This window comes from Leisingera sp. ANG-DT (genome assembly GCF_000813785.1).
GTDB lineage: Bacteria > Pseudomonadota > Alphaproteobacteria > Rhodobacterales > Rhodobacteraceae > Leisingera.
The window spans coordinates 170,368-184,469 of the sequence record NZ_JWLE01000011.1 but is presented as its reverse complement, the minus strand read 5'-3'; the positions used below and the strand labels follow the sequence as shown (position 1 = coordinate 184,469).

Here is a 14,102-nt window from a genome sequence, read left to right as displayed (position 1 = left end):
GCCGCAGACGCCCTGGACGGCGTCTGCGGCAACTTGCCTCTGGCAAGGCTTGTACTGCAGGCATAGGTGGCGGATTGCCGTTCTGTGGTGCAAAAGCCGGCCGGAAAACATGATTGTGTGATACGCTTTTTGATCCACGTCAAAGTTCCGAGACTTTGCATCTGTGAAAAGGGCGGCAACACTGCCACAAGACGGAGAGAGTCCGTGAGCGATTCCAACCCGGCCCCCAGCCTTTACGCCGCCAGAGAGCCGATCTTCCCGCGGCGCGTGTCCGGTAAGTTCCGCAACCTGAAATGGTACATCATGGCGGTGACGCTGGGAATCTACTACCTGACCCCTTGGATCCGCTGGGACCGGGGCCCCTCACTGCCGGACCAGGCGGTGCTTCTGGACCTGGCAAACCGCCGGTTCTACTTCTTCTGGATCGAGATATGGCCGCATGAGTTCTACTTCGTGGCGGGTCTTCTGATCATGGCTGGGCTTGGACTTTTCCTGTTCACCTCGGCGCTGGGCCGGGTCTGGTGCGGCTATGCCTGCCCGCAGACGGTCTGGACTGACCTGTTCATCCTGGTAGAGCGCTGGATAGAGGGCGACCGTAACGCCCGCCTGCGCCTGCACCGGCAGAAGAAAATGGATTTCCGCAAGGCGCGCCTGCGGGTCACCAAATGGACCGCTTGGTTCCTGATCGGCCTCGCAACCGGCGGTGCCTGGGTGTTCTACTTCGCCGATGCACCGACGCTGGCCTATGACCTGGTGACGCTGAACGCGCACCCCATTGCCTATTCCACCATGCTGATCCTGACCGCGACCACCTTCCTGTTTGGCGGCTTCGCACGCGAGCAGATCTGCATCTACGCCTGCCCCTGGCCGCGTATCCAGGCGGCAATGATGGATGAGGACACGCTGACCGTCGGCTACCGCGAATGGCGGGGCGAGCCGCGCGGCAAGCTGAAAAAAGGTCAGGTGGCCGAAGGGCAGGGCGACTGCATTGACTGCATGGCCTGTGTCAACGTCTGCCCGGTGGGGATCGACATTCGCGACGGCCAGCAGATGGAATGCATCACCTGTGCTCTGTGCATCGACGCCTGCGACGACGTGATGGCCAAGATCGGCAAGCCGCGCGGCCTGATTGACTATATGGCGCTGTCGGACGAGACGCTGGAGCGCAGCGGTAACCCGCCCAAGAATATCTGGAAGCACATCCTGCGCCCGCGCACCATAATGTATACCAGCCTGTGGTCGCTGGTCGGTGTGGGCCTGCTGTTTGCGCTGTTCATCCGCTCCGATATTGAGCTGACCGTTGCACCGGAACGCAACCCGACCTTTGTAACGCTGTCGGACGGCTCGATCCGCAACACCTATGACGTGCGCCTGCGCAACAAGCATGGCGAGGACCGGGTGTTCAAACTGTCGATCAAGGGCGACCCGGCGATGCGTTTGCAATTGGAAGGCACCGTCTATCATTCGGTGAACGTGCCGGCGGATACCGCGCTGCTGCAGCGGGTCTATATCGTCTCTGCCAAAGGTTCGGCACCTTCGCAGGCCTCCAGCACTCCGGTTCGCATCTGGGTTGAGGATCTGATAAACGGGGAACGGGCCCACAAGGACACCAGCTTTAACGGCAAGGGGAACTGAGCCATGGCTAAGCGCGAACGCGAATTTACCGGCAAACACGCCATCCTGCTGTTCGGCGGTGCCTTTGCAGTGATCATCGGGGTGAACATCATTCTGGCGGTCAATGCGGTGAAAACCTTTCCGGGGCTTGAGGTAAAGAACTCCTATGTCGCCAGCCAGGAATTCGACCAGCGCCGCTCCGCGCAGGAGGCGCTGGGTTGGTCGGTCTATGCGTCCTCGCAGGGCGATCAGGTCAAGCTTGAGATCACCGACGCCGACGGTACCCCGGTGGAGGTTGCCAAACTGAGCGCAACGCTGGGCCGGGCGACCCATGTGCAGGACGACCAGAAGCCGGAATTCATCTTTGACGGCCAGGCCTATGTGGCGCCGGCCGACCTGGGACCGGGCAACTGGAACATCCGCATGGTGGCCCGGGCCAAGGATGGCACCGAATTCACCCAGCGGGTGATCCTGCATGTGAAAGGCTGACCGCGATGACCGCGCAGCTCCGCCCCTCGCTGGCCGCCTGTCCCGCTTGTGTCGCCGCCCCGCATGACGGGGTAGAGCAGGCGCCAACCGAGGCACGGCTGGCGCTGTCCCTGCCGGGCATCCACTGCCAGGCCTGTATTTCGACAGTGGAGCGGGAGCTGAACGCCCATCCGGGCATCCATACGGCACGGGTTAACCTGACCCTGAAACGTGCGCTGATCGAGGCGGACCCGGACGTGCGCGCGGCGGATCTGATCCCGGTGCTGGAAAAGGCCGGCTTTGAGGCGCATGAACTGGATCTGGCGGCGCTGGCGGCCACTCAGAACGACAAGGCCGGGCGGGATCTCTTGATGCGGCTGGCGGTGGCCTTCTTCGCCTCGATGAACGTGATGCTGCTGTCGATCTCGGTCTGGTCCGGGGCGTCGGATGCAACCCGCGATATGTTCCACTGGATCTCCGCGGCGATCACCTTCCCTGCCATCATCTTCTCGGCCCAGCCCTTCTTTGCCAACGCCTGGAGCGCGCTGCGCGTCAGGCGTCTCAACATGGATGTGCCGATCGTGCTTGCCCTGGTGCTGGCGCTGGTCACATCGCTATGGGAGACCTTCCTCTCGGGCGAGCACGCCTATTTTGACGCCGCGCTGACGCTCACGTTCTTCCTGTTGGCGGGCCGTTACCTCGACTACCGCACCCGCGCGGTGGCACGCTCTGCAGCGGAGGAATTGGCGGCGCTGGAAGTGCCCCGTGCCATCCGGCTGCTGGACGGTGATGAATACGAGGTGCCGGTGGCGGACCTGGCCATCGGCGACCTGATCCTGGTGCGCCCGGGCGGGCGGATGCCAGTCGATGGCGAGATCGTTTCCGGCCAGTCGGAGCTTGACCGCTCCTTGCTGACCGGGGAAACCCTGCCGGTCTTTGCGGCACCCGGCCTCGCGGTTTCCGCAGGTGAAGTGAACCTCACCGGCCCGCTGACCATCCGCGCGACCGCAGTGGGCGAGGACACTTCGCTGCACCGCATGGCCGATCTGGTCGCCATCGCGGAATCCGGCCGTTCCCGCTACACGTCGCTCGCCGACAGTGCTGCCAAACTCTATGCGCCCGGGGTGCACATCCTGTCGGCGCTCGCCTTTGCCGGCTGGTACCTCTACACCTTCGACATCCGCACGGCGCTGAACATTGCCGCTGCGGTGCTGATCATCACCTGCCCCTGCGCGCTTGGCCTCGCGGTGCCTGCGGTAACCACGGCTGCCTCGGGCCGGCTGTTCAAAAAGGGCATGCTGATCAAACACGCCACCGCGCTGGAGCGGCTGGCAGAAGTGGACACAGTGGTCTTTGACAAGACCGGCACGCTGACCGCCGGCACCCCGGAAGTCACCAACCTGGGCGACCATGCCCGCGCAGATATTGAGATTGCCCTAGCGCTGGCCGAAGCCTCCTCGCACCCCCTGTCAGTTGCGCTCACCCGCGCCGCGCGGGCGGCCGGGGTCAAACCTGCTGCGGTGCAGGACATCACCGAGGTGCCCGGCTATGGCGCCGAAGGCCTGTACCGCGGTGCCCGCGTCCGGCTGGGCCGTGCGGCCTGGGTCGGCGCCGCGCAGGGCAGCCAGACAGCAGCATGGCTCGAGACCGGGGCAGGGGAGCCCAGGCCCTTCCTCTACACTGATGCCCTGCGCCCCGGCGCGGCGGAGGCTGTGGCGGCGCTGAAGGCGGCCGGCAAGGATGTGCTGCTGATTTCCGGCGATACCACCGGCGCGGTGGAGGACCTGGCCGGGCGGCTGAACATTTCCAAATGGGTGGCGGAGGCGCTGCCTGCGGATAAATCCGCCCGGGTCCAGTTGCTGGCGGATCAGGGTCAAAAAGTGCTGATGGTCGGCGATGGTCTCAACGACACCGCGGCACTGGCGGCGGCGCATGTCTCTATCTCTCCGGCCTCGGCGCTGGATGCGGCGCGGGTCGCCTCCGACATCGTGCTGCTGGGCCAGGACCTTGAACCCATAGCCGAGGCCTGCGGTGTGGCCCAGAAGGCCACCCGCCGCATCCGCGAGAACTTCCGCATTGCCACGCTCTACAACGTGATTGCCGTGCCGCTGGCGATCGCCGGACTGGCAACGCCCTTGATCGCAGCACTGGCAATGTCTACTTCCTCGATAACCGTTTCCCTCAACGCGCTGCGCCTGCGCTGAGCCCGCGCCCGCAATACTGGTACTGAGCTTATGAGTGTCCTTGCCTACCTGATCCCGATTTCCCTGATCCTCGGCTCGGTGGGGCTTGCAGCCTTCTTCTACACGGTGCGGAGCAACCAGTATGACGACCCCGAAGGTGATGCCCGCCGTATCCTCAATGACGAGTGGGACGACAAGCCCAAGCCCTGACGACGGGCGGGAGGGCCTGCTGGCAAGGATCGGCCGGGCAAGAAAAAAGGCGCCTCCGCGGGCGCCTTTTCTGATTTGAGGTGTTGCCGGACTCAGGACGGGCCGATCGGTGCGCAGGTCACGTTGCGGGCGTTCAGGCGGCGGCAGGCCAGTTCTGCCTGCTCCTGGGTCATGCCCAGGAAGTTGGCCTCGAACCCGCGGCGGGTCTTGGCCACCTTGCGCAGGGTGCCGTCCAGCGTTTCCAGCTCCGCCAGCGCGGTGCGCAGCAGAACCTTCTCTGCCTGGTAGCGGCTTGTGTAGAGACCGACGTTGACCCCCCAGTAGCGCCCGCCGGAGGTGGACAGCCGGGTCACCACAACTGGTTCCGGTTCAGGTGCAGTACCAGTCAGGCTGGCCGGGCGGGCCACCGGGCGCAATCCGGTAAAGGGAACCTTCTGCACGGCAGCAATGACGGCCGGAACGGCGTCCTCAACTGCAGGCTGGGGTTCCGCCTCCGCTTCCGCCAATGCAACCGCTATGCTTTCCCGCAACGCGTCCCCGCCAACGGCACCGTCCGCGCTGACGGTTTGCACGTTTTCGATCTGCTCATCAGCGGTCTCTGCCTCTGCGGTTTCTGGGCCAGCCGCATCAGCCTGCGCAACGGCCTCCTCCAACGCGGTTCTTTCCGCGGGCGGCGTCTGCAGCGCTTCCTCCAGCGCCGCCACCAGCACCGGCGACTCGCTGGCACCCGGGCGGGTTTTCGGACGCAGGCTGGTGTTCACCTGGCCGCTCACCCGGATGGTCTTGCCCGCCACCCCGTGCGAGGGGCCGTCATCGGCGTCGGCAACTACCACATTGCCCGCACCCTGATAGGCAGGCCGTTGCGGCTTGCGCAGCGCGGCGCGCGACGGCGCCCGGCGGAAGCCGAGGTCCAGCAGTTCCGCGACCTTGGCATTGCGCGACACGGTGGATTTGCCGCCAAAGACGGTTGCGATGATCCGTTCGTTGCCGCGCTTGGCTGAGGCCACAAGGTTGAACCCGGCGGCTCGGGTGTAACCGGTCTTGATCCCGTCGGCACCTCGGTAGGCCGCCAGCAGGCGGCGGTTGGTATTGGGGACCTCACGGATGCCGGCGTGCGTCGAACGGCGTGAGAACAGGTTGTAGTACTCGGGATAATCGTACAGCAGGTGCCGCCCCAGCGTGGTCATGTCGCTGGCGGTCGACAGATGCCCGCTGGCGGTCAGGCCATGGGCGTTCTTGAAGGTCGTGCGGCTCATCCCCAGCGCCTTGGCGGTGCGGTTCATCCGGCGGGCAAAGGCGGCCTCGGAACCCGACAGGGTCTCGCCGATGGCGGTGGCCGCGTCATTGGCGGATTTCACCGCGGCGGCGCGGATCAGGTAGCGGAAGGCAATTTTCTGACCGGACTTCAGCCCCAGTTTCGACGGCGGCTCGGCGGCTGCATTGCGGCTGATCCGGACTTTGGTATCCAGCGTGATCTCGCCGTTCCGCACTGCTTCGAATGCAATGTAGAGCGTCATCATCTTGGTCAGCGATGCCGGGTGCAGCCGGGTGTCGGCATTGCGCGAATGCAATACCTCGCCGGTTCGGGCGTCGATGACCATCGCTGCATAGGGCGCGGCTGCGGCCCGCTGCGGCTGCAACGCCAGCGTAAAGACTGCAAAGAGAAAGACCGCGGCTGCCCATAGGAACCGGGTACGGGAATACCGGCCTGACGCCGGTTTGACCTGCGTGATCACTGCCATGTTTGCCTCGTGCCGCCGGTTTTCCGGCTGACGTTTTTGCCTGTGTGCAAAAGCGTAACACAGGGTTTACGAGGAATAAACAGCGGCGCCGGCACGCAGTCAGGCGCTTCGGCCGAAGTGTGCCGGCATGTTGTGTGTGGGCGTTGCCTGACCGCTAAATCCGGCAAGTCCTAACGAAAGGTTATCAAAAAAAGTTGCCGTTGCATCGGGGCGCGGGCAGCTTAAGCCCGGGTTGACAGGCCTTCTGTTCAGAATTCCGGTCAACCAGCGTGAAAATTGGTGACATAAAACGGGGTGGAATAGCTCAGGCCAAGCGAGAATTCGCAGGGCTGAAGCAGCCGCGCCTTGATGCGGGATTCGAGATCCGCCAGCAGCGCCTTTGAAAACGCCTCATCCCGGTGCGGCTTGGTCAGCAGGGCGACGCTGACGGTGATATGGGTGTGGTGATACCGGTCCGTGGGGTAGGCACGGCCCTTGCAGGCACCCGCACCGCCGTCGTGTTCCAGTATCACCGCTTCGATTTCAGCGAGAATGGCTTCTGCATCGAGATCCAGATCGCTGGAGAATTTCAGTTCTGCGTGCGGCATGTGTCCGGGGCTCCCTTGGCGTTTGCCAAAGGGATAGCGCCGCTCAGCCCAGGCTGTCCACCAGATCCGCCAGCCCGCCCAGATCGGCAATCTCCGCGTAGCGCGGGCTATGCGCTGGCGCTTCGGCATGCTCCACCTCCCAGACCAGCCCATGCGGCACATAGGTGCCCCAGCCTCCGGCCTCGATCGGCGCCACCACATCAGAGCGCATGGAGTTACCAACCATCATCGCACGATCTGCACCGTCGCCATGGCGTGCGAAGATGTCCCGGTACACATCCGGTGTCTTCTCGGACACCACCTCAACCCCGTCAAACAGCTCCCCAAGGCCTGACTGAGCCAGCTTGCGCTCCTGATCCAGCAGGTCGCCCTTGGTGATCAGCACCACCTTGTAGCGCCCTGCCACAGCCTCCACCGCTTCCCGCGCATGCGGCAGCAGCTCGATCGGATAAGACAGCATCATCTGTCCCGCGGTGATCAGCTCCTTGATCACGGCCGCGGGCACCCGCTCACCGGTCACTTCGATCGCAGTTTCGATCATCGACAGGGTGAAGCCCTTCACCCCGTAGCCATAGCGCCCGAGGTTGCGTTTTTCGGCGTCCAGCAGCTGCCGTTCCAGCTGCTCCGGCCCAATGTCCGCGGGGGTGTGATCCTGCAGCAATTCGGCAAACCGTTCCTGCGTGACGCGGAAGAACCGTTCATTGTGCCAGAGGGTATCGTCGGCATCAAAGCCGATTGTTGTCAAATTAGGTGTCAATCTGCGGGTCTCAGTCTCTTTTCCTGAACAGCTAAGAGGCTATATAAGCGTCACAGGAAATTCCATGCACCACTGGATCAAATTGCTCATGCCGCTGCAGCCCTTGATGATGACTGATCATTCAGACGACGACACGGAATCCGGCGTCCTCACCAAGACACGGCCCAAGACCAAGCGCCCGCCGCGCTACAAGGTGCTGCTGCTGAATGACGACTACACCCCGATGGAATTCGTGGTGATGGTGCTGGAACGCTTCTTTGGCATGACCCACGCACAGGCGTTTGAAATCATGCTGACGGTGCACAAGAAGGGCGTTGCGGTGGTCGGTGTGTTCAGCCATGAGGTGGCGGAAACCAAGGTCGGCCAGGTGATGGATTTCGCCCGCCGCCACCAGCACCCGCTGCAGTGCACCATGGAAAAAGAAGAATAAAGAGGCCCTTAGATGTCTGTACGCTTGTCACTGGCCGCCCAATCGGGCGGCTTTGCTGTTCCGCCTGAGGGCCGCATCGCCGTCTTCCATCCGCGCAGCGAGCATGATCTGTCGGCCCTGCCCAAGGATCAGGTCTTGGTCATCCAGCCGTTCCGCCCGGACCATGATCACTTCGCCGCCCAAGGCTACGCCTGCGCCCCGTCGCTGGAGGCCGGCGCGGACTATGCCGCTGCCGTCGTCTTCCTGCCGCGGGCCAAGGCGCTGGCCCGGATGCTGGTGGCGCAGGCTGCTGCCGCGACCCATGGTCAGGTGCTGATCGACGGCGCCAAGACCGAAGGCATTGATTCGCTCCTGAAGGACCTGCGCAAGCGCTGCACACCCTCGGCGCCGGTCTCCAAGGCGCATGGCAAGATTTTCTGGATCGAGGGCGGCACGGATCTGTCAGATTGGCAGCCCGATGGCCCGCAGCAGGTTGAGGGCTTCATCACCGCCCCCGGCGTGTTCTCCGCAGATGGCATCGACCCGGCCTCCCGGATGCTGGCTGCAGCCCTGCCGCAAAAGCTGGGCCGCTGCGTCGCCGACCTGGGGGCGGGCTGGGGCTATCTCTCAGCGCAGGTGCTGAAGCGCGAGGGCGTCGAGGAACTTCATCTGGTGGAGGCAGACCATGCCGCGTTGGCCTGCGCCCGCCTGAACGCCGCCGATCCGCGGGCGCATTTCCATTGGTCTGATGCCCGCAGCTGGAAGGCACCTTGCGTGGTGAACACCGTGGTGACGAACCCGCCGTTCCACACCGGCCGCGCCGCGGAACCGTCGCTGGGGCAGGCCTTCATCGGCGCTGCCGCCTCCATGCTGGCCGCCAGCGGCAGCCTGTGGATGGTGGCAAACCGGCACCTGCCCTACGAGACTGCACTGGCCGAACGGTTCGCCCAGGTACGCGAGGAGGGTGGCGACAACCGCTTCAAGATCTTGCACGCCGCCAAACCGAAACGCGGGCGCAAGTAACCGCGGACCCGGCGCAATGGCGGTTTCCAAACCGGCAGGCGCGGTCTAACGTGCGGGCCAAATGCTATAGGGGAGCACCCTTTCATGTCCTTTTCCATTTCCGGCAAAACCGCCATCGTGACCGGTGCCGCCAGCGGCATCGGCCTTGCGATCGGCAAGCAGTTTGCCGATGCTGGCGCCAATGTGATGTTTGCGGATACGCATGAGGCTCAGCTGGTCGATGAGCTTGGCGAACAGGCCGACGAGAGCAACATCCGCTACTTTGCCGGCGATCTGCGCGAGCGTCTGACCATTGCCAACCTGCTGTCAGCCACCATTGACGCATTTGACGATATCGACATTCTGGTCAATGGCGCCCGCCAGGTTGTGGCAACCGATGCGCTGGACCCGCAGGATGAAACTCTTGATCAGCTTTTGAACCAAAGCCTGCTGCCGTCGGTGCGCCTGTCGCAGCAGGTGGCAAAACGGATGATCAAGCAGGGGGAGGAACGCGAGGGTGACGGCCCGTTGGGCAGCATCATCAACCTTTCTTCCATCGCCGCCCGCCGCACCCACCCGGAGCTGATGGCCTATTCCGTGGCCTCTGCCGCACTGGATCAGGCAACCCGCTCCCTGGCTGTAGCGCTGGCGCCGCACCGGATCCGCGTGAACTCCATCGCCTTCGGGTCCGTGATGAGCGCCTCGATGCAGGCGACCCTCAAGGAAAACCGCAGCTTCCGGCAGGATATCGAGGCGCACACCCCGTTGGGTCGGGTCGCCTCTCCCACCGAACTCACCCAGACCGCCCAGTATCTCGCCTCCGACGCCTCCGGCTTCATGACCGGGCAGGTTCTGACACTGGACGGCGGCCGTACTTTGCTGGACCCGGTGTCCGCGCCGATGCACTGATTGGAAAGACCTGTGACTGCTGAAATGAAAGACGAGAAGGCCCAGGCGGCTGCCTGGTTCCGGGAATTGCGCGACCAGATCGTTGCGGCCTTTGAGGCGCTGGAGGACACCCACAGCGAAGGCCCGTTCGCGGATATGGAGCCGGGCCGGTTCGAGGTGACGGAAACCAAGCGGACCTCGGACGACGGTTCCGACGCCGGCGGCGGGCTGATGAGCGTGATGCGCGGCGGACGGGTGTTCGAGAAGGTCGGCGTCAACATCTCTGAGGTCTACGGTATCCTGGGCGAACGCGCCCAAGCCGCGATGGCGGCGCGCAAGGGCATTCCGGGCATGAGGGACGACCCTAGGTTCTGGGCCTCCGGCATCTCGCTGGTCGCCCATATGCGCAATCCGCATGTGCCCGCCGTGCACATGAACACCCGCATGTTCTGGACCCCGCACGCCTGGTGGTTCGGCGGCGGCTCGGACCTGAACCCTTGCATCGAATACGCAGAAGACACAGCGCATTTTCATGGAGCCCAGAAACAGCATTTGGACGCGCACGGCGCAGAGCTCTACCCGCGGCTCAAAGAATGGGCGGATGAGTATTTCTACATCCCCCACCGCAAGCGCGCCCGCGGGGTGGGCGGCATCTTCATGGATGACCAGAACTCTGGTGACTGGGCCGCGGATTTTGCCCTGACCCGGGACATCGGCCGCGCCTTCCTGCCGGCCTTCGTGCCGCTGGTCGAAAAGCGCCGGGTGCAGGACTTTGACGAGGCGGACAAGGACGCCCAGCTGATCCACCGCGGCCTCTATGCGGAATACAACCTTGTTTATGACCGCGGGACCAAGTTCGGTCTGGAAACCGGCCATGACGCCAACGCGGTTCTGATGAGCCTGCCGCCTCTGGCCAAATGGGTCTGAACCGCAGGCAGCCCAGAAGCTGACAACGCGCCGTTTTAAAGCGGCGCGTTTTTTCTTGCGGCGGATTTACGCTGATCCGTGCCCTTTGGGGCGCGACATTGCGCCGCCCTGCGCTAAGATGAAACGCAACAGGCAAAGAAAAGAGCAGCATTCACACAGCGAGGCAGGGAGCACATCACATGCGCAGACTGGTTCTTGGGGCATTGGCACTGGCATTGGCGGCGGGCTGCGGCGGGCCGCCGGAGAGGGACACCAGCACCCCGGCAGTCACCCGCACCGAACCGGCCAATTCGCGGCTTGCCGGGCTCTCTACCTATCCCCGCTTCGGCGACCGCGACCCGCATGACTGGGAAGGGCGCAAACCCTGGTCCTACCCGGTGCACGGCATCGACGTCTCGCGCTATCAGGGTACCATCGACTGGAACAAGGTGCGCCGCTCCGGCGTGTCCTTTGCCTATATCAAGGCAACCGAAGGCGGCGACCACACAGACGCCAAGTTCCGCGAAAACTGGCGCGCCGCGCGTGCCGCGGGGCTGAAACGCGGCGCCTACCACTATTACTACTTCTGCCGCCCGGCAGCGGAGCAGGCGCGCTGGTTCATCCGTAATGTACCTAGGGACGCAAACGCGCTGCCGCCGGTGCTGGATATGGAATGGAACCACCGCTCCCGCACCTGCACCACCCGGCCAGGCGGTGCCAAAGTGCGGGCGGAGGCGCGCAAGTTCCTGAACATCCTGGAACGCCACTACGGCAAGCGCCCGGTTGTCTACACCACGGTGGATTTCTACCGCGACACCGGCATCGGCAGTCTTGGCGGCACCGAGTTCTGGCTGCGCTCCGTCGCGGGCCACCCGCAAAAGGTCTACCCGGGCAAGGCCTGGAGCTTCTGGCAGTATTCCGGTACCGGCGAGGTGCCCGGGATTGCGGGCGACGTCGATCTCAACACCTTCCGCGGCAGCCCCGAAAGCTGGCTGAGGTGGTCCGGGCAGATCTGACGCCGGGCAGGGGGCTTTGCCCCCTCGCGCCCTGGGCGCTCACCCCCTGGATATTTTCAGCCGGATGAAGAGCGGATCCTCAATTCATCTGGCCCCAATTACCCCGGAGCGCGAGGCAGCGCCTCGCTTCAGGCCTTCCAGTCGAAGAAGCCCTTGCCGGCCTTCTCCAGCAGCTTGGCCGCCATCTCCCGACCCAGCTCCGCACCGTCCTCGACTGCACAGGTCTGGTCGTCACTGATCGCTTCCGAGCCATCCGGCCGCAGCACCTCGCCGCGCAGGCGCAGAGTGGTGCCGTCCAGCTCCGCCAGCCCCGCAATCGGCGTCTCGCAGGAACCATCAAGCGCGGCCAGAAAGGCGCGCTCCGCCGCCAGCCGCTGACCCGTCTCATGGTCATGGATCGCCGCCAGCATGTCGCCTGCGCGGCTGTCATCCGAACGCCGCTCGATGCCGATGGCGCCCTGCGCCACCGCGGGCAGCATGTCGCTGGTCTCAATCGCGGTGGCAGGCACATCGTCCATCGCCAGACGGTTCAGGCCCGCCATCGCCAGGAAGGTGCACTCCGCCACGCCCTCGGACAGTTTGCGCAGGCGGGTCTGCACATTGCCGCGGAACTCCACCACCTTCAGGTCCGGGCGGCGATTGAGCAGCTGCGCCCGGCGGCGCAGCGATGAGGTGCCGACCACCGCGCCCTCCGCCAGATCATGCAAGGACTTCAGCGCAGGGGAAATAAACGCATCCCGCACGTCCTCGCGCGGCAGATAGGTGTCCAGCGCCAGCCCCTCCGGCTGCGCGACCGGCATGTCCTTCATCGAATGCACCGCGATGTCGATGGCACCCGACAACAGGTCCTCTTCGATCTCCTTGGTGAACAGCCCCTTGCCGCCCAATTCCTTCAGCGGCTTGTCCGCTGCAATCAGCGCCTGATTGTCGCCGGTGGTCTTGATCACCACGATCTCGAACGCCTCCTGCGGCAGATCAAAGGCCGCGGCCAGGCGCGCGCGGGTCTCATACGCCTGGGCCAGCGCCAGCGGCGATCCGCGGGTGCCAATCTTCAGGGGCGAAGCGGGGGAGGGCAGGGTCAGTGTCATGCAGAAAGCCATAAATCAGTTTGCATCCCGGAGGAAACCGGTTTTTGCGCATCTCCCACGGGCCGGGCGCGCGGGCCTTGACATAGGACAAGGCGCAACCGCGCCGGGCGCGGCACATCGCCCCTGCTCTTGACATTCCGCCTCTCAGGCATGACCTCAGGAGCCAGCTGACAAAGAGGATGACCATGGCCGGACAAAAGAAGCTGCTGCGCGCATTGGCGGGTGAGAAACAGGATGTGCCGCCTATCTGGATGATGCGCCAGGCGGGCCGCTACCTGCCGGAATACCGCGCCACGCGGGCTGAGGCCGGGGATTTCCTGTCGCTCTGCTATAATTCCGATCTGGCTGCCGAAGTAACGCTGCAGCCGATCCGCCGCTACGGCTTTGATGCGGCGATCCTGTTTGCCGACATCCTGCTGATCCCGCAGGCGCTGGGCACCGACCTGTGGTTCGTGACCGGCGAAGGCCCGCGGCTGTCGACCATCACCACCGAGGCGGATTTTGCCAAGCTGGGTCCGGCCTCCGACATCCACGAGACGCTGAACCCGATTTACGAAACCATTCGCATCCTGTCGCGCGAGCTGCCGTCCGAAACCACGCTGATTGGCTTTGCCGGCGCACCCTGGACCGTGGCCACCTATATGATCGCTGGCCGCGGCACCCCGGACCAGGGGCCCGCCCACGCCTTGCGTGAAGAAAACACCGCCCTGTTCGAAGCACTTCTGGCGCGCATTACCGAGGCGACCATCGACTACCTTTCCAAGCAGATCGAGGCCGGCGCCGAAGTGGTCAAGATATTCGACAGCTGGGCCGGTTCGCTGAAGGGCGAGGCGTTCCAGAAATATGCGTTGGAACCCTGCCGCCAGATCACCGCTGCGCTGAAGGAACGCCACCCGGGCATCCCCGTTATCGGCTTCCCGCGCGAAGCGGGTGAAAAATATGTGGGTTTTGCCAAGGCGACCGGCGTCGACTGCGTGGCGCTCGACAACGCGGTTGATCCGGCCTGGGCTGCCGCCAATCTGCAGGTGGACGGCTGCGTGCAGGGCAACCTCGCCTCCCGCCACATGGTGACCGGCGGGCAGGAACTGGTGGACGAGACCCGCCGCATCGTCGAGGCCTTCAGGAACGGCCCGCACATCTTCAACCTGGGCCACGGCATCACCCCGGATGCCAACCCGGACAACGTGCAGCTGATGATCGACACCGTCCGCAACGGCTGATCTTGTGTTAGC

General features: G+C 64.3%; 14 protein-coding genes. 10 read left to right on the top strand and 4 right to left on the bottom strand.

All coding sequences use genetic code 11. From position 1 onward, the window contains the following. The first annotated feature begins 204 nt into the window (after nt 1-204). Genes ccoG through ccoS form a run of 4 tightly spaced genes read left to right on the top strand, consistent with a single transcriptional unit; the run spans nt 205 to nt 4,475 of the window. A complete protein-coding gene (gene ccoG / locus RA21_RS12780) occupies nt 205-1,635 on the top strand; it encodes a cytochrome c oxidase accessory protein CcoG (RefSeq protein WP_039149432.1) in 1,431 nt (476 codons plus the stop codon). A 3-nt stretch (nt 1,636-1,638) separates the two neighbouring features. Beyond that, nucleotides 1,639-2,103: a FixH family protein gene (locus tag RA21_RS12775; protein WP_019297182.1), complete on the top strand. Its 465-nt coding sequence runs from the start codon at nt 1,639-1,641 to the stop codon at nt 2,101-2,103. A gap of 5 nt (nt 2,104-2,108) precedes the next feature. Continuing rightward, nucleotides 2,109-4,286 (top strand): heavy metal translocating P-type ATPase, encoded by a 2,178-nt coding sequence (locus tag RA21_RS12770; RefSeq protein ID WP_039149429.1) that lies wholly within the window; start codon nt 2,109-2,111, stop codon nt 4,284-4,286. Between the two features lie 30 nt (nt 4,287-4,316). Further along, nucleotides 4,317-4,475, top strand: a complete 159-nt coding sequence (gene ccoS / locus RA21_RS12765; RefSeq protein WP_019297180.1) for a cbb3-type cytochrome oxidase assembly protein CcoS — start codon at nt 4,317-4,319, stop codon at nt 4,473-4,475. Nucleotides 4,476-4,567: 92 nt separating this feature from the next. On the opposite strand, the gene RA21_RS12760 is transcribed toward ccoS, so the two are convergent. The 3 genes from RA21_RS12760 to RA21_RS12750 all read right to left on the bottom strand — a co-directional run bounded on the left by RA21_RS12760 (nt 4,568) and on the right by RA21_RS12750 (nt 7,561). After that, the gene (locus RA21_RS12760) at nt 4,568-6,217 is read right to left on the bottom strand and encodes a D-alanyl-D-alanine carboxypeptidase family protein (RefSeq protein WP_039149427.1); all 1,650 of its coding nucleotides are present in this window, start codon (nt 6,215-6,217) and stop codon (nt 4,568-4,570) included. A 260-nt stretch (nt 6,218-6,477) separates the two neighbouring features. Next, entirely contained in the window at nt 6,478-6,804 is a 327-nt protein-coding gene (locus RA21_RS12755; protein WP_019297178.1) for a hypothetical protein, read from the bottom strand. 43 nt (nt 6,805-6,847) lie between these two features. Then, entirely contained in the window at nt 6,848-7,561 is a 714-nt protein-coding gene (locus RA21_RS12750; protein WP_039149424.1) for an HAD family hydrolase, read from the bottom strand. A gap of 106 nt (nt 7,562-7,667) precedes the next feature. Between RA21_RS12750 and clpS the strand changes: the two genes are divergently transcribed. The 5 genes from clpS (at nt 7,668) to RA21_RS12725 (ending at nt 11,782) form a co-directional block, all read left to right on the top strand. Continuing rightward, nucleotides 7,668-7,991 (top strand): ATP-dependent Clp protease adapter ClpS, encoded by a 324-nt coding sequence (gene clpS, locus RA21_RS12745; RefSeq protein ID WP_036762377.1) that lies wholly within the window; start codon nt 7,668-7,670, stop codon nt 7,989-7,991. A 12-nt stretch (nt 7,992-8,003) separates the two neighbouring features. Continuing rightward, nucleotides 8,004-8,993, top strand: coding sequence for a methyltransferase (locus tag RA21_RS12740; protein WP_039149422.1), 990 nt, complete (start codon nt 8,004-8,006; stop codon nt 8,991-8,993). 84 nt (nt 8,994-9,077) lie between these two features. Then, complete coding sequence (locus tag RA21_RS12735; RefSeq protein ID WP_019297174.1) at nt 9,078-9,881, top strand: SDR family NAD(P)-dependent oxidoreductase; 804 nt, start codon at nt 9,078-9,080, stop codon at nt 9,879-9,881. A gap of 24 nt (nt 9,882-9,905) precedes the next feature. Next, entirely contained in the window at nt 9,906-10,787 is an 882-nt protein-coding gene (hemF, locus tag RA21_RS12730; protein WP_446720195.1) for an oxygen-dependent coproporphyrinogen oxidase, read from the top strand. 179 nt (nt 10,788-10,966) lie between these two features. After that, nucleotides 10,967-11,782, top strand: a complete 816-nt coding sequence (locus RA21_RS12725) for a glycoside hydrolase family 25 protein (RefSeq protein ID WP_039149419.1) — start codon at nt 10,967-10,969, stop codon at nt 11,780-11,782. Between the two features lie 128 nt (nt 11,783-11,910). Here the strand turns inward: RA21_RS12725 and hemC are convergent, their stop codons facing one another. Continuing rightward, nucleotides 11,911-12,870: a hydroxymethylbilane synthase gene (gene hemC / locus RA21_RS12720; protein WP_039149675.1), complete on the bottom strand. Its 960-nt coding sequence runs from the start codon at nt 12,868-12,870 to the stop codon at nt 11,911-11,913. 185 nt (nt 12,871-13,055) lie between these two features. Between hemC and hemE the strand changes: the two genes are divergently transcribed. Beyond that, nucleotides 13,056-14,090, top strand: a complete 1,035-nt coding sequence (hemE, locus tag RA21_RS12715; RefSeq protein ID WP_039149672.1) for a uroporphyrinogen decarboxylase — start codon at nt 13,056-13,058, stop codon at nt 14,088-14,090. Nucleotides 14,091-14,102: the final 12 nt, after the last annotated feature.

Excerpts from the sequence above, each read along its gene's own strand:
- RA21_RS12740 (WP_039149422.1), top strand. The coding sequence starts at position 8,004 with ATGTCTGTACGCTTGTCACTGGCCGCCCAATCGGGCGGCTTTGCTGTT.
- RA21_RS12755 (WP_019297178.1), bottom strand. The coding sequence starts at position 6,804 with ATGCCGCACGCAGAACTGAAATTCTCCAGCGATCTGGATCTCGATGCA.
- hemF (WP_446720195.1), top strand. The coding sequence starts at position 9,906 with ATGAAAGACGAGAAGGCCCAGGCGGCTGCCTGGTTCCGGGAATTGCGC.
- RA21_RS12735 (WP_019297174.1), top strand. The coding sequence starts at position 9,078 with ATGTCCTTTTCCATTTCCGGCAAAACCGCCATCGTGACCGGTGCCGCC.
- hemE (WP_039149672.1), top strand. The coding sequence starts at position 13,056 with ATGGCCGGACAAAAGAAGCTGCTGCGCGCATTGGCGGGTGAGAAACAG.
- hemC (WP_039149675.1), bottom strand. The coding sequence starts at position 12,870 with ATGACACTGACCCTGCCCTCCCCCGCTTCGCCCCTGAAGATTGGCACC.
- RA21_RS12775 (WP_019297182.1), top strand. The coding sequence starts at position 1,639 with ATGGCTAAGCGCGAACGCGAATTTACCGGCAAACACGCCATCCTGCTG.
- ccoS (WP_019297180.1), top strand. The coding sequence starts at position 4,317 with ATGAGTGTCCTTGCCTACCTGATCCCGATTTCCCTGATCCTCGGCTCG.
- RA21_RS12760 (WP_039149427.1), bottom strand. The coding sequence starts at position 6,217 with ATGGCAGTGATCACGCAGGTCAAACCGGCGTCAGGCCGGTATTCCCGT.
- RA21_RS12770 (WP_039149429.1), top strand. The coding sequence starts at position 2,109 with ATGACCGCGCAGCTCCGCCCCTCGCTGGCCGCCTGTCCCGCTTGTGTC.
- RA21_RS12725 (WP_039149419.1), top strand. The coding sequence starts at position 10,967 with ATGCGCAGACTGGTTCTTGGGGCATTGGCACTGGCATTGGCGGCGGGC.
- clpS (WP_036762377.1), top strand. The coding sequence starts at position 7,668 with ATGATGACTGATCATTCAGACGACGACACGGAATCCGGCGTCCTCACC.